The sequence below is a fragment of the Amycolatopsis sp. NPDC051371 genome (genome assembly GCF_040682155.1).
Lineage (GTDB): Bacteria > Actinomycetota > Actinomycetes > Mycobacteriales > Pseudonocardiaceae > Amycolatopsis.
In genome coordinates this window covers 58,935-72,791 of record NZ_JBFBAG010000041.1, presented here as the reverse complement: position 1 = coordinate 72,791, position 13,857 = coordinate 58,935, and the positions used below count along the sequence as shown (strand labels likewise).

The window sequence follows — 13,857 nt, the reverse complement described above, 5'->3', positions numbered from 1 at the left end:
AGAAGTCAGCGGGTGCGGAGGTGGCGGGACCAGGCCCGCGCGTACGCCTCGCGATGCCGCTCAGCCGTCGTAGCCCACGAGAACTCCTTCGCGCGCTGCTGAGCCGCCGTCGCCAGCTCCGCGCGACGTCCCGGGTCCGCGAGCAGCTCCGTGATCGCCGCGGCCACGTCGCCCGCGCCGACGCCGCAGTACGCCACCGCGTCGCCACCCACCTCGGGCAGCGACAGCCGCCGGGTCGTCAAGACGCAGGCTCCGCACGCCATCGCCTCCAGCACCGGGAGCCCGAAACCCTCGCCCAGCGACGGATACGCCACCAGCGAAGCCCCGCCGAGGAAGCCGGCCAGGGTGCCGAAGGGCAGATATCCTGCCCGGATCACCCGAAGCCGATGGGGGACGGCGTCCAACGCCCGCTCCACCTGGGTGTCCCACCCGGGCTGGCCCGCCAGCACCAACGCCGGCGCGTCACGCTGCCCGGCCACCGCGCGGGCGAACCCGCGGATCAGCGCCGGCACGTTCTTGCGCGGCTCCAACGCCCCCAGAAAAGCGACATACGGCGTTCGCCCGAGCCCTACCGCCGAACGGGCGGCCGCGACCTCCGACGGTGACGGCGGGTGAAAGCGTTCGGTGTCGACGCCGTGGTGAATGACTTCCAACGAAGCGTGCCGCACGGGGCCGACGCGGGCCAGCTCCGCGGCCGTCGCCGCCGAGGGGACCACGCACAGCGTCGCGCGCCGGAGCGCCGTCGCCGTCCACGCGCGGAAGAAACGGGCCTTCACCGACGAGTGCAGCACGGCGTCGGTGAAGAACGTCGCGTCGTGGAGCGTGACGACCGATGCCGCCGACGTGGCCAGCGGCATCGTGTAGTGCGGCGAGTGGACGACGTCCGCGCCGAGGCGGCGCACCAACCGGGGCAAGGTCGCTTGTTCCCAGGTCAGCCGCGCGGTGCGGGTGGTCGTCGACGGTGAAGCGGGCACGATCCGCGAGCGCGGCGCCAGCCGATCGTAAAGCTGCAGGTCCCGGGGCTGGCAGACGACGGTGATCCGCGCACCGTCCGCGTCGAGGGCGGCGACGAGGGAATCCACGTACCGGCCGACCCCGCCGCGGTCCGCGGGAACCGCGGTCGCGTCGATCAGGACCCGGGGATCATCGCTCACCCCTGCAGGGTACGGCGGCAACCCTGCGTCATGGTGGGGAACTGGCAAACCGGTCAGCCGTGCGCGCGCAGATGAAGAGCCCAGACGGCTTCCGCCGCGCGACGCCAGGTGAACCCGCGAGCCCGCTCCCTCCCCGATCGAGTGAGCTCAGCCGCCACGGAGGGTGACCTCAGCACTTCCCGCAACGCGGACGCCAACGCCGCCGAGTCGCCGCGCGGCACCATGATCCCCGCGCCGCCCGCCACCTCGGCCAACGCCGGAGCGTCCGTGTGGACCACCGGGATCCCGGCCGCCATCGCCTCCAGGAGGCCCAGCCCGAACCCCTCGGCGAGGCTCGGCACGGCCAGCACGCTCGCCCGCCGCAACGCCGTCGCCAGCTCGGCGTCCGACACCTTCCCCAGCACCCGCAACCGGTCCGCGGGGAGGCCCCGGTCCCGGGCCAGCGCGACCGGGTCGATGCCGCCCCAGCCCGTCTGCCCGGCGAGCACCAGCACCGTGCCGTCCAGGGCCGCGACCGCGTCGACCAGCACGTCGATGCCCTTGCGCGGCTCGATCGTGCCGACGGCCAGCACGTACTCCGGCGGCAGGTCGAGCGGCGCGTCCCCGGTAGGGACCCGCACGCCATGCGGGACCACGCGCACCGGGACGTCGACGTCGATCAGCACCGCGAGCTCGTCGGCGACCGCCCGCGTCGGCACGACCAGCCCGGACGCCCGCCGCGCGGCCCGCGCGATCATCGACCGGTGCCAGCTGACCCCGCGCGCGGTGAGCGTCTCGGGGTGGGTCCACGGCACGGTGTCGTGCACGGTCACGCTCAACGTCCGCCCGGCCGGCGCGCGCGGCGGCGCGAACGGCGTCGGCGCGTGCACCGCGTTCCCGCCCGGCCACCAGGGAATCCCCAGCTGCCAGGCGCCCACCAGCGCCCGCGGCGGGATCCGCAGCACCCGCGGGCCGTCGACGCCGTCCAGCCGGGCCGCGCCGACATCGGCGTGCCGCGCGACCACGCTGGACACCGTCCACCCCGCCGGCGCGGTCTTCGCGAGCGCGGGCAACAGCTCGGCCGTGTAGCGCCCGGTGCCACCAGGCACGGGCGCGAGGAGCTGCTCGGCGAGCACGACCAGTTCGGGCACGCGGCTATTGTGCGGGACGTGACCGCGAATCCCGCCACCACGGTGGTCGTCGTGACCTGGCGGGGTGCCGGGCACGTGACCGCGTGCCTCGACGCGCTCGCCGCGCAGACGCGTCCACATCGGACGCTCGTGGTGGACAACGCCTCCGACGACGGCACCGCCGCCCTGCTCGCGGCCCATCCTTCGCGTCCGCAAGTAGTTCGCCTTCCCCGCAACGCGGGCTACGCGGGCGCGCTCGACGTCGCCGCGAAGCGCATCGACACCCCGCTGATGGCCTGGCTGAACGACGACGCCGAACCCGAGCCGGACTGGCTGGCGACGCTGGAGGACACGCTCGAAAAAGCGCCGCTGGCCGGCGCGGCGACGTCGCGGCTCGTGCGGCCCGACGGCACCACGCAGTCCGCCGGGGTCCGGCTGACCGCCGACGGCCACGGCGCCGACCTCACCGAGCCCACCGGCGAGGTGTTCGCCTTCTGCGGCGGCGCGGCGCTGCTGCGCACCGAGGCGCTGACGAGCGTGCACGGCGTCCCGGCCGGGTTCTTCTGCTACTACGAAGACACCGACACGGCGTGGCGGCTGCGGCTGGCCGGGTGGGACGTCGTCGCGGCGCCGGACGCCCGCGTGCGGCACGCCCACGGCGTCAGCACCGAGCTGGGTTCGGCGCTGTTCCACCGCTGGAACGAGCGCAACCGGCTGCTCATGCTGCTGCGCTGCGCCCCCCGCGGGGTCGCGGTGAACCAGCTGGCCAGGTTCGCCGTGTTGACAGCGGTGCTGCCGCTGCGGCCGGGCCGTCCGGCCGCCCCGAACTTCCGGTTCGGCCTGCGCTGCCGGGTCTTGGCCGAGGTCGCGGCCAGGCTGCCCGCGACGCTGGCGGCCCGCCGCGGGATCGGCCGTCGCGCGGCGCTCGGCCGAGGCGCGGTCTGGGAGGCTTGGGCAGGCCTTTAAGCTGGCGCTCAATCGACGAAGGAGCAGGCTTTGGCGCAGGGGGAACCGCAACCGCTCGTCTCGGTGATCGTGGTCAACTACCACGGCGCCGACGACACGATCACCTGCCTGCGCGCGCTCGCCGAGCACGACTACCCCGAGCTCGAGCTGATCTGCGTCGACAACTCCGCCGGCGGTGACGAAGCCGCGCGCATCCGCGAGGCCGTCCCTCGAGCCCACGTCGTCGAAGCCGGCCGCAACACCGGGTTCGCGGGCGGCTGCAACCTCGGCGCGAAGCACGCGAAGGGCACTGTCCTCGGTTTCCTCAACAACGACGCCCGCCCGGCGCCCGGCTGGGTCTCCGCCGCGGTCGCCGAGCTGCGCGCGCAACCCCGCGTCGCCGCCGTCGCCAGCAAGGTCCTCGACTGGGACGGCACCGGCACCGACTTCGTCGACGGCGGCCTGACCTGGTTCGGCATGGGCTACAAGCGTCACGCCGGCTCGCCGCTGGCCGACGTCCCGGCCGCCGAGCACGAGGTCGCGAAGGACGTCCTGTTCGGCACCGGCTCCGCGATGTTCGTCCGGGCCGGCGTGTTCGCCGAGCTCGGCGGCTTCGACGAGCGGTTCTTCATGTTCTACGAGGACGTCGACCTCGGCTGGCGGCTCAACCTGCGCGGCTGGCGCGTCCGGTACGTCCCGGAGTCGCTGACCTTCCACCGCCACCACGGCACCATGTCGGCGGTCGACGCGCCGGAGACCGGCCGCGAGACCTTCCTCCTGGAGCGCAACGCCCTCGCCGCGCTCTACAAGAACCTCTCCGACGAGACCCTGGTCAAGGCGCTGCCCGCGGCACTCGCGCTCGCCGTGCGCCGGGCCACCGCCCGCGGCGCGCTGGACGCGACCCAGCTCGACCTCGAGCGGGGTGTCGGCCCGATCGAGTCCGGCGACGTCGCGATCCCCCGCACCACGCTCGCCGGGATCCTGGCGATCGACCAGTTCGTCGAGCAGCTGCCGTCGCTGGCGGAGTCCCGCGCGGTCGAGCAGGCCGCCCGCGTCCGCACCGACACCGACCTGCTTCCGTTGCTGCGCAAGGCGTTGGAGCCCGCGTACCCGCTGCCGCGCTACCTCGCCGCGCACGACATCCTCGTCGAGGCGTTCGGCATCGAGAAGGCCTTCGGGCAGCGCCGCAAGATCCTCGTGCTCACCGGTGACGCCCTCACCGAGCGGATGGCCGGCCCGGCGATCCGCGCCTGGAACATCGCGCTGGCCCTCGCGGCCGAGCACGACGTCCACCTGATCACCACCAACCCGCTCGCCACGCCGCCGCCCGCGCCGTTCCGCGTCAGCGCCGGCAAGCACCGCGAGCTCGAGGCGCCGATCGCCTGGGCCGACGTCGTCGTCCTGCAGGGGCACGTGCTCGAACTCGCGCCGTCGCTGAAGAAGGAGCACAGCGGCAAGATCGTCGTCGCCGACCTCTACGACCCGATGCACCTCGAACTGCTGGAGCAGGGCAAGGGCATCGCCGACGACCAGCGCGCGGCCGACCTCGCCGGCGTCACCCGGGTCCTGGACGCCCAGATCGAACGCGGCGACTTCTTCCTCTGCGCGTCCGAGCGCCAGCGGCACCTGTGGCTCGGCCACCTGGCCGCGCTGGGCCGGCTTTCGCCGCGGCTCTACGACGCCGACCCGACGACGCAGTCGCTGCTCGCGGTCGTCCCCTTCGGACTGTCGCCGCAGGCGCCGGTCCGCACCGGGCCGGGACTGCGCTCGACGCTCGGCCTCGGCGGCACCGACCACGTCGTGCTCTGGGCTGGTGGGGTCTACAGCTGGTTCGACCCGCTGACGCTGGTCCGCGCGATCGACACGCTCCGGCGTCGCCGCGGCGATGTCCGGCTGGTGTTCCTCGGCATGAAGCACCCGAACCCCGAGGTCGCCGAGATGGACATCGGCACGCGGACGATCCGGCTGGCCGACTCGCTCGGGCTGACGGACAAGCACGTCTACTTCAACGAGCAGTGGGTGCCCTACCACGAGCGCCAGAACTGGCTGCTCGACGCGAACTGCGGCGTCACGACCCACTATGAGCACGTCGAGACGACGTTCGCATTCCGCACCCGGGTGCTCGACTACCTGTGGGCCGGCCTGCCGATCGTCACCACCGACGGCGACTCGTTCGCCGACCTGGTGCGGGCGGAACGGCTGGGCGTCGTCGTCCCGGCCGAGGACGCCGACGCGCTGGCCGCGGCGCTCGAAAAGTGTTTGTACGACGAGGAGTTCGCCGCGGGCTGCGTCGAGCGGATCGCCGTCGTCGCGCAGCGCTACACCTGGCCGGAGGCGCTGAAGCCGCTGGTGGAGTTCTGCCGCGACCCGCGCCCGGCGGCCGACCGGCTGCCCGGGTCCGCGGACCTGGTGACGACGCCGGCGGTGCGCGGCCGGGCGATGGTGCGCCGCGACGTCGACCTGGTCCGGGAGTACCTCGCCGCCGGGGGCGCGGCCGAGCTGGCGCGGCGCGTCGGCGGCCGGGCGCTGAAGGTCGCGAAGCAACGGCTCCGTCGTGGCTAGGTCCCTCAGCGTCCTCCTCGACGGCACCCCGCTGCTCGGCAAGCGCACCGGGATCGGCCGGTACACCTCCGCGCTGATCGAAGAGCTGGTGTCGATCCCCGAAGTGGACACGCGCGCGGTGGCGTTCACGCTGCGCGGCTGGCGGCGGCTGCGGCACGTGCTCCCGTACGGCGCGCGGGCCCGCGGGATACCGGTGGCGGCGCGGCTGCTGCGAGCGGCGTGGACGCGGTCGGACTTCCCGCCGGTGGAGGCGTTCGCCGGACCGACGGACGTCGTGCACGGCACGAACTTCGTGCTGCCGGGCCGGTTGCGCGCGGCGGGCGTGGTGACGATCCACGACCTGGCCTTCTTCGACAACCCCGCGGAGCTGGCCCCCAGCGACCGCGGCCTGCCGGAGCTGGTCCGCCGCGGCGCCCGCCGGGCGAACGTGATCTGCACGCCGACGGCGGCGGTGGCCGACGCGGTGGCGGAGCGCCTGGACGTCTCCCGCGACAAGATCGTGGTGACGCCGCTGGGCGTCAACCCGGCGTGGTTCACCGCGCGGCCGCCCGACGACGAGCGGCGCGCGCGGCTCGGATTGCCCGCGCGGTACCTACTGTTCGCCGGAGCCGCGGGCCCGCGCAAGGGCCTGGACTGGCTGACCCGGGCCCACGACGCGGCGCCGGACCTGCCGGACCTGGTGTTCGCCGGCCCGGGCCCGTTCCCCCGCGGTCCCCGGACCTCGCAGACCGGCTATCTGTCCGATGTGGACCTGCGCACGGTGGTGGCCGGGGCGTCGGCGCTGGTGCTGCCGTCGCGGGACGAGGGTTTCGGCCTGCCGGTGCTGGAGGCGATGGCGTCGGACGTCCCGGTGGTGTGCACGGACATCCCGGCCCTGCGCGAGGTGGCGGGCGACTGCGCGAGCCTGGTCCCGTTCGGCGACGTGGACGGCTTGGCGGAGGCGCTGCGGACGGCGGTGACCGACCCGCACGCGGTGGCGACGTCGGCCTCCCGGCGAGCCCACGCGGCGAACTTCACGTGGCGGACGTGCGCCGAGCTGACGGTCGGCGCGTACCGGCTGGCCTCAGGCCGGCACTGACCTGGCCGCGAAGTAGGCGTCCAGCGCCTCTTCCCACGGCCGCATCGGCGTCAGCCACGCTTCCTTCCACGAGGCCGGCGACAGCACCGAGTACGCCGGCCGCGTCGCCGCCTGCGGGTACTCCGCCGTCGTGCACGGACGGACTCGCGCCGGGTCCGCGCCCAAGCGCGCGAAGATCGCTTGGGCGAACCCGCACCAGCTCACCGAACCCGCGTTCGTGCAGTGCAGGATCCGCCGCTCCGGCCCGTCACCGGCCGCGACCCGCGACGCCAGCTCGAGAAGCCCCGAAGCCAGGTCGGACGTCCAAGTAGGACCACCCACCTGGTCGTCTACAACGGACAGTTCAGGCCGCGAAGACTCCAAGCGCGCCATGGTCTTCACGAAGTTCGACCCGGTGAGCCCGTACAGCCACCCGGTCCGCACCACCCAGGACGACGCCCCCGACCCGAGCACCGCGTCCTCGCCGGCCGCCTTGGTGCGGCCGTACGCCGAACGCGGCCCCAGCTCGTCCGAAGGCTCGTACGGCGCGGAGGCATCGCCCGAAAAGACGTAGTCCGTCGACACGTGGATCAGCGGTACCCGCCGGGATGCGCAAGCCGCCGCCAGGACCCGGGGCCCGTCGGCGTTGACCGCGAACGCGCGGTCCTCGTCCTTCTCCGCCGCGTCGACCGCCGTGTACGCCGCCGCGTTGATCACGACCGGTGCCGAGCCCGTTTCGCGCGCCCGGTCGGCCAGCGCGCCGACCGCCGCCAGCACCTGACCGGTCGCCGTCACGTCCAGCTCGGCCGACCCCGGGGCGACGACGTCGACGTCGGGAGAAGCCAGCGCGGCCAGGTCGCGGCCGAGCTGTCCGGAACCGCCGGGCACGAGCACCGTCAGCCGCACAGGCACATCCTCATTTCTTGAGCGCGGCCCGCTCCGCCAGGGGCTCCCACCACGCGCGATTGTCCGTGTACCAGGCCACTGTCGCGGCCAGACCGTCCTCGAAGGACACGCGCGGAGCGTACCCCAGCTCCGAACCGATCTTGGTGATGTCCACCGAGTACCGGCGGTCGTGACCCTTGCGGTCCTCGACCGGTTCGACGCTGTCCCAGCCCGCGCCGACCGCGGCCAGGAGCTTCTCCGTGAGCGAGCGGTTCGTCAGCTCGGTGCCGCCGCCGATGTTGTAGATCTCGCCGGGGCGGCCGCCGTCGGCGACCAGCTGGATGCCGTGGCAGTGGTCGTCCACGTGCAGCCAGTCACGGACGTTGAGGCCGTCGCCGTAGAGCGGCACCTTCCGGCCGTCGAGGAGGTTCGTGACGAACAGCGGGATGACCTTCTCGGGGAACTGGTACGGACCGTAGTTGTTGGAACACCGCGTGACGCACACCGGCAGCCCGTGGGTGCGGAAGAACGACCGCGCCACCAGGTCGGAGGACGCCTTCGACGCCGAATAGGGCGAGTTCGGCTCCAGCACCTGGTCTTCGGTCCAGGAGCCGGTCTCGATCGAGCCGTACACCTCGTCCGTGGACACGTGGACGAACTTGCCGACCCCCGCCTCCAGGGCCGCCTGCAGAAGGTTCTGCGTGCCGAGCACGTTCGTCAGGACGAAGTCGGCGGCACCGAGGATCGAACGGTCCACATGCGACTCCGCGGCGAAGTGCACGACCAGGTCCACGCCGCGCATGACCTCGGTGACCCGCGTGACGTCGCAGATGTCGCCGCGGACGAACTCGAGCCGCGGGTCGGCGGCGACCGGGGCCAGGTTGGCCTCGTTGCCGGCGTAGGTGAGTTTGTCCAGCACCACCACCTCGGCGTCACGCAGCGCCGGGTAAGCGCCGCTCAGCACCTGCCGGACGTAGTGCGACCCGATGAAGCCGGCACCACCGGTGACCAGGACCCGCATCTTCCCGCCTTTCCCTCGGCCCCCGACCGGGGCAATCGGCCCCCAGCCTACGGAGGTCAGACAACACCCTCAGTAGAGTCATGGTGGAGGCACAGGGGTGCCCTGGGGGAAGCACGGGGTTTCACAGGGGAGGAAGCGCGTGACCGAATGGCCTGCGCCGCCCATCCCGGCACGTCGTGACCACGGCGTCGCTGTCTTCGCACGCCGTGGCGGCAAGGTCGTGGTGTCGCTGCTGTCCGTCGCGATCCTGGCCCTGACCTGGTACGGCTGGCACTTCATCGGCGACCCGAACACCGGCCTGACCACCACGAACGTCTTCGCCGACACCGAGGCGCACGCCAAGCCGCTCGACGGCGCGATCGACATCCTCCTGGTCGGCCAGGACAGCCGCACCGACGCGCAGGGCAACCCGCTGCCCCGCGAGGTGCTGGACATGCTGCACGCCGGCGTCTCCGACGGCGAGCTGAACACCGACACGATGATCCTCGTGCACATCCCCCAGAACGGGAAGCACGCGATCGCGATCTCGTTCCCCCGCGACTCCTGGGTGGAGCTGGCCGGCGGCTACGGCAAGCACAAACTCAACAGCGCGTTCGTCTACGCGTACACGGACACTTACAAAACGTTGCAGCGCCAGGGCATGACCGACCTGAAGCAGGCCGACGCGGAAGCGAAGGTCGCCGGGCGGAAGAACCTGATCGCCACGATCGAGAAGTTCATCGGCAAGCCGGGCATGATCGACCGCTACGCCGAGGTCAACCTGGCGAGCTTCTACGAGATCACCAAGTCGATCGGCGGCGTCGAGGTCTGTCTCAACGGGCCGGTCAAGGAAGTGAAGTCCGGCGTGGACCTGCCGGGCGGCCGCCAGACGATCGAGGGCGTGCAGGCGCTGGCGTTCGTCCGCCAGCGCTACGGCCTGCCCAACTACGACCTCGACCGGATCGCGCGCCAGCAGGCGTTCCTCTCCGGGCTGGCCCGCAAGGTGATCTCGTCCGACGTGCTGACCAGCCCCGGGAAGATCGCCGACCTGGTGGCCGCGGTGAAGAAGTCCGTGGTGCTGTCGCAGGGCTGGGACCTGACCGAGTTCGCCGAGCAGATGCGCGGCCTGACCGGCGGCAACATCGAGTTCCACACCATCCCCACGCTGGGCAACGCGGTGATCGGCGGCGCCGACGTGCTGCGCGTCGACCAGGCCGCCGTCCAGGCCGAGGTGACGCGGCTGACTTCGGACGGCGACACCCCGGCCGTCCCGACGCCGGCCCAGGTGCCGGGCGCGAAGGCTGTCACGGTCGAGCTGTTCGACGGCTCGGGCTCGCCGTCGCTGGCCACCCAGACGCACACGACGCTCCAAGGCAAGGGCTTCACCCTCGCCGCCGACCAGAAGCTGAGCACCCGCAACACCACCGTCGTCCGGTACAACCCGGCCGACAGCGCCGCACTGGAGCTGGTCAAGCAGGCACTGGGCACCAGCGTCCAGGCCGAGCCGGACCGGGACGTCACCGCCGGGCACGTGCGCGTGCTGCTGGGCAAGGACTTCCGCAGCTCGGCCGCCGGCTCCGGCGGCGCGCCCCCGACCTCCACGCCGAAGGCGCCGTCGACCCCGGTGTCTTCCACCCCCGCCGCGCCGCCGATCACCGCGGGCGGCGTTCCCTGCGTCAACTAGACTGAGTACGCAGGGTGGTCGGGGGAGGTAAGCCAGGATGGAAGACGAGCAGGAACAGCCGGAAGCGGCCGCCGAGCCGGTGACGGAGCGCGACGATCCCGAGTGGAAGCCGTCGCCGTTCCCGCGTGAGTCGACCCCGGCTGCGGTGGCCGGGCGGCCGTCGCGGGTGCGGCGGGCCGGGCGGGTCACCCGCCGGGTCGCGCTCGGGCTCGTCTCGGTGCTCGCGCTCGGCGCCAGCGGCTACGCCTACGTCACCAAGGACCAGCTGCAGAGCAACGTCCCGACGACCGACGCGCTCACCCCACGCGCCGGCGAGCCCGCGCCGCCGCCCGCGGACGACGGCGCGGACGACATCCTGCTCGTCGGCAGCGACGCGCGGACGGACGCCCAAGGCAACCAGCTCCCGCTGCGCGTGCTGAAGGAGCTGCGGACCGAGGCCAACAGCGGCGCGGTGAACACCGACACCGTGATCCTGCTGCGGGTGCCGAAGAACGGCTCGAAGCCGTCGGCGGTGTCGGTGCCGCGGGACACCTGGACCGAGGTCCCGGGCCGCGGCAAGGCGAAGATCAACTCGGCGTACGGCATCGCGAAGGCGCACTTCGCGCAGCAGCTGCGCGGGCAGGGCGAGCGCGACCAGGCGAAGATCGAGCGCGACTCCGACACCGAGGGCCGCCGGGTGCTGGTGCAGGCGGTGCAGGACCTCACGCAGGTGCGCATCGACCACTTCGCCGAGATCAACCTGCTGGGCTTCTACCTGCTCACCGAGGCGCTCGGCGGCGTGAAGGTGTGCCTCAACCACTCGACCGAGGACAAGGACTCGGGCGCGGACTTCCGCCGCGGCGAGCAGACGGTGTCGGGGGGCAAGGCGCTGTCGTTCGTCCGCCAGCGCAAGAACCTCCCGCGCGGCGACCTCGACCGGATCGTGCGGCAGCAGGCATTCCTGTCGTCGGCGCTGCACCAGGTGCTTTCGGCGGGCACGCTGACCAGCCCGGGCACGCTGAGCGACCTGATGGACGCGGTGCACCGGTCGCTGACCCTGGACCCGGGGCTCGACCTGCTGCAGTTCGCGCAGCAGGCGAAGGGCATCGCGTCGGGCGACCTGACGTTCGCGACGATCCCGGTGATCACGGCCAACGGGCGCAGTGAGGACGGCCAGAGCATCGTGGAGATCGACCCGAAGACGGTCCGCGAGTTCGTGGCGGCCTTGGCAGGCCGGCCGGCGCCGGCGGCGGCGAAGGCCCCGGGAGGGGCCCCCGCGGGCGGCGGGTCGGGCAGCGGCGCCGCCCCCGTCGCGGCGCCGCTGCTCCGAGCCTCCGACGGAGTCCCCTGCGTCAACTGACGGAGCTTCACGTGAAAGTCCCGGTCAGGTGAAGTCGGCGCGGTGCTCCTTCGCCCACTGGCGGAAGGTCCGCGGCGCGTTCCCGGTCACCTCGCGCACCACGTCCGTCACCACCGACGGCTCCCGCGACGTTCGCGCCCAGGCCCGCAGGACCTCCGGCGGCGCCTCGGGCGGCCACCCCAGCGCGACCATCCGCTCGGCCGCCTGCTCCGGCGTCAGCTCCTCGACCGGCAGCGGCTTGCCGAGGACATCGGCGAGCACCGCCGCCTGCTCCCGGAAGCTGATCGGCTCGGGTCCGCTGAGCCGCAGCGCCTCCCCCACGTGCGAGCCGTCGACGAGGATCTTCGCCGCGACGTCGGCGATGTCCTTCTCGTGGATGGCGCCGATCCGCGAGTCCGGGTAGGCGGTGCGGACCACGCCCTCGGCGATGTCCGCGCGCCAGCCCAGGACGTTCGTCGCGAACGCACCCGGGTTGAGCCGCGTCTCCCCGAACGGCGCCGCGATCAGTGCCTGCTCCACGGCGTGGTGGAACGCGGCGATGCGGCTCTGCGCCGACTCGGGTTCGAGCGTCGCGCCCGACGACAGCAGCACCACGTGCCGGACGCCCGCCGCCTCCGCCGCCTTCACGAAGCCCTCGATCCCCTGCGGCCGCGTGTACAGGAACACCGACGAGACGCCGTCGAGTGCGGCGTCCAGTGTGGACGGATCCTCCAGGTCGGCGCTCACCTTGGCGACGGGCACGTCGAGCGTGGTGGCGTCGCGGCTGGCCGCGCGAACGTCCTGACCTGCGGCGACGAGCGCGTCGAGCACCGCACGGCCGACGTGGCCGCGAGCCCCGGTGACGAGAACGGACATGACTGTCCCCCAGCTTCGAAGATATATTTGCTTGCAAAGCAAATGTACTGAGCCGGAAGTGCCGGTGTCAACCGGCGAAGGGCGTGGTCCGCGCTTTAGCCTTGTCCGCATGAGCCTGACCGACGAGCTGCTGCGCCCGCTGCTGGCCTCGCCCGCCAAACCGTTGATCACCCACTACGACGACCAGCTGGGCAGCCGCGTCGAGCTGTCCGTGGCGACGACCGCCAACTGGGCGGCGAAGACGGCCAACTGGCTGACCGAGGAGTTCGACGTCGAACCGGGCGACGTGGTGGCGGTGCAGCTGCCGGCGCACTGGCAGACCGTCGGTGTGCTGCTCGGGGCGTGGTGGTGCGGGGCGCGCGTCGTGACCGAAGGCGCCGGCGCGCGGGTGGCGTTCGTCGGACCGGACGACCCGGAGCCGACCGGCGCGACCGCGACCGCCGTCGTCACGCTGGACCCGATGGGACGCGGGCTGTCCGAGCCGCCGGGCGGCGGCGCGTTCGACTACCTCAGCGAGTCCCGGCTGGCGGGCGACCAGTACAGCCCGCTCTTCCCGATCCCCGGCGACACGGCCGCGCTGTTCGAGTCCACTGTGGACGAGGTACTGGCCGAAGCCCGCGCCCGCGCGGCGAAACTCGGCCTCAGCGCGGACGACCGCGTCCTGTCCACCCGGGACTGGAGCGGCCCGGAGGGCATCCTCGACGGCCTGCTCGTCCCGCTGGCCGCGGGCGCTCACCTGGTCCACGTGAGCAACGCGGACGAGGCCAAGCTGGCGGCCCGCCGCGACGCCGAACGCACCACGGCGGACCTCCCGGCCTAGGCGTTCTGCAGTTCACCGGCTTCGGCTTCGCGGCGGGCGCGCTTGCGCCCCCACAGCAGGTGGTCCAGGGAAAGCCGCCCGCCGTTGAAGCCCAGCGCCAGCCCGGCGAGCGCGAGCACCAGGACCAGCTCGTAGCCGCCCTGGCCGGTCAGGCCGTTGTCGATGTGCACCGAGAGCAGCGCGCCCACCGAGATCACGACGTACCCGACGCCGACCAGCGGCATCAGGAACCCGATGATGAACGCGATCGAGCCGAGGATTTCGACGGTCATCGCGAAGACCGCGGCGACCGTGGGCATCGGGATGCCCGTCATCGAGAAGAACTTCGCCGTGCCGTCGATGCCGTTGTTCCACTTCTGGAGACCGTGCGCGAGGAAGACGACCGCGACGCCGATCCTCCCCAGCAGCAGGGCCACGTCCTTGAATCGTCCGAACATCCGGTTTCAG

At 72.7% G+C, this 13,857-nt stretch carries 12 protein-coding genes; 6 read left to right on the top strand and 6 right to left on the bottom strand.

Annotated features, from left to right (window positions below; all coding sequences use genetic code 11):
• Window positions 1-5 precede the first annotated feature (5 nt).
• Together AB0M59_RS38825 and AB0M59_RS38820 are read right to left on the bottom strand one after the other, a co-directional pair.
• Window positions 6-1,154 (bottom strand): glycosyltransferase family 1 protein, encoded by a 1,149-nt coding sequence (locus tag AB0M59_RS38825; RefSeq protein ID WP_364625537.1) that lies wholly within the window; start codon window positions 1,152-1,154, stop codon window positions 6-8.
• A gap of 53 nt (window positions 1,155-1,207) precedes the next feature.
• Window positions 1,208-2,284: a glycosyltransferase family 1 protein gene (locus tag AB0M59_RS38820; protein ID WP_364625535.1), complete on the bottom strand. Its 1,077-nt coding sequence runs from the start codon at window positions 2,282-2,284 to the stop codon at window positions 1,208-1,210.
• A gap of 9 nt (window positions 2,285-2,293) precedes the next feature.
• On the opposite strand from AB0M59_RS38820, the gene AB0M59_RS38815 reads away from it, so the two are divergent.
• From AB0M59_RS38815 to AB0M59_RS38805, 3 genes are read left to right on the top strand one after another with little or no spacing between them, the layout of a single operon-like run.
• A complete protein-coding gene (locus AB0M59_RS38815) occupies window positions 2,294-3,229 on the top strand; it encodes a glycosyltransferase family 2 protein (RefSeq protein ID WP_364625533.1) in 936 nt (311 codons plus the stop codon).
• A 30-nt stretch (window positions 3,230-3,259) separates the two neighbouring features.
• A complete protein-coding gene (locus AB0M59_RS38810) occupies window positions 3,260-5,770 on the top strand; it encodes a glycosyltransferase (protein ID WP_364625531.1) in 2,511 nt (836 codons plus the stop codon).
• Window positions 5,763-6,848 carry a glycosyltransferase family 1 protein gene (locus AB0M59_RS38805; RefSeq protein ID WP_364625528.1) on the top strand — a complete coding sequence of 362 codons (1,086 nt, stop codon included), beginning with the start codon at window positions 5,763-5,765 and terminating at the stop codon, window positions 6,846-6,848. The genes AB0M59_RS38810 and AB0M59_RS38805 overlap by 8 nt, the downstream gene beginning before the upstream one ends.
• Here AB0M59_RS38805 and rfbD read toward each other — a convergent pair.
• Complete coding sequence (gene rfbD / locus AB0M59_RS38800; RefSeq protein WP_364625526.1) at window positions 6,834-7,739, bottom strand: dTDP-4-dehydrorhamnose reductase; 906 nt, start codon at window positions 7,737-7,739, stop codon at window positions 6,834-6,836. The genes AB0M59_RS38805 and rfbD overlap by 15 nt on opposite strands.
• Window positions 7,740-7,743: 4 nt before the next feature.
• Window positions 7,744-8,733 (bottom strand): dTDP-glucose 4,6-dehydratase, encoded by a 990-nt coding sequence (gene rfbB / locus AB0M59_RS38795; RefSeq protein WP_364625523.1) that lies wholly within the window; start codon window positions 8,731-8,733, stop codon window positions 7,744-7,746.
• Between the two features lie 139 nt (window positions 8,734-8,872).
• Here rfbB and AB0M59_RS38790 point away from each other — a divergent pair, with 139 nt between their 5' ends.
• Window positions 8,873-10,396 (top strand): LCP family protein, encoded by a 1,524-nt coding sequence (locus AB0M59_RS38790; protein ID WP_364625520.1) that lies wholly within the window; start codon window positions 8,873-8,875, stop codon window positions 10,394-10,396.
• Window positions 10,397-10,433: 37 nt separating this feature from the next.
• Window positions 10,434-11,735, top strand: coding sequence for an LCP family protein (locus AB0M59_RS38785; protein ID WP_364625517.1), 1,302 nt, complete (start codon window positions 10,434-10,436; stop codon window positions 11,733-11,735).
• Between the two features lie 24 nt (window positions 11,736-11,759).
• On the opposite strand, the gene AB0M59_RS38780 is transcribed toward AB0M59_RS38785, so the two are convergent.
• A complete protein-coding gene (locus AB0M59_RS38780; protein WP_364625514.1) occupies window positions 11,760-12,590 on the bottom strand; it encodes an NAD(P)H-binding protein in 831 nt (276 codons plus the stop codon).
• Between the two features lie 109 nt (window positions 12,591-12,699).
• Here AB0M59_RS38780 and AB0M59_RS38775 point away from each other — a divergent pair, with 109 nt between their 5' ends.
• Window positions 12,700-13,410: a TIGR03089 family protein gene (locus AB0M59_RS38775; protein ID WP_364625511.1), complete on the top strand. Its 711-nt coding sequence runs from the start codon at window positions 12,700-12,702 to the stop codon at window positions 13,408-13,410.
• Here the strand turns inward: AB0M59_RS38775 and AB0M59_RS38770 are convergent.
• Window positions 13,407-13,847: a DoxX family protein gene (locus AB0M59_RS38770; protein ID WP_364625508.1), complete on the bottom strand. Its 441-nt coding sequence runs from the start codon at window positions 13,845-13,847 to the stop codon at window positions 13,407-13,409. The two genes, AB0M59_RS38775 and AB0M59_RS38770, sit on opposite strands and share 4 nt — an antisense overlap.
• Window positions 13,848-13,857 lie beyond the last annotated feature (10 nt).

Coding starts and splice junctions, on each gene's coding strand:
- AB0M59_RS38770 (WP_364625508.1), bottom strand. CDS start 13,847: ATGTTCGGACGATTCAAGGACGTGGCCCTGCTGCTGGGGAGGATCGGC.
- AB0M59_RS38780 (WP_364625514.1), bottom strand. CDS start 12,590: ATGTCCGTTCTCGTCACCGGGGCTCGCGGCCACGTCGGCCGTGCGGTG.
- rfbB (WP_364625523.1), bottom strand. CDS start 8,733: ATGCGGGTCCTGGTCACCGGTGGTGCCGGCTTCATCGGGTCGCACTAC.
- AB0M59_RS38775 (WP_364625511.1), top strand. CDS start 12,700: ATGAGCCTGACCGACGAGCTGCTGCGCCCGCTGCTGGCCTCGCCCGCC.
- AB0M59_RS38785 (WP_364625517.1), top strand. CDS start 10,434: ATGGAAGACGAGCAGGAACAGCCGGAAGCGGCCGCCGAGCCGGTGACG.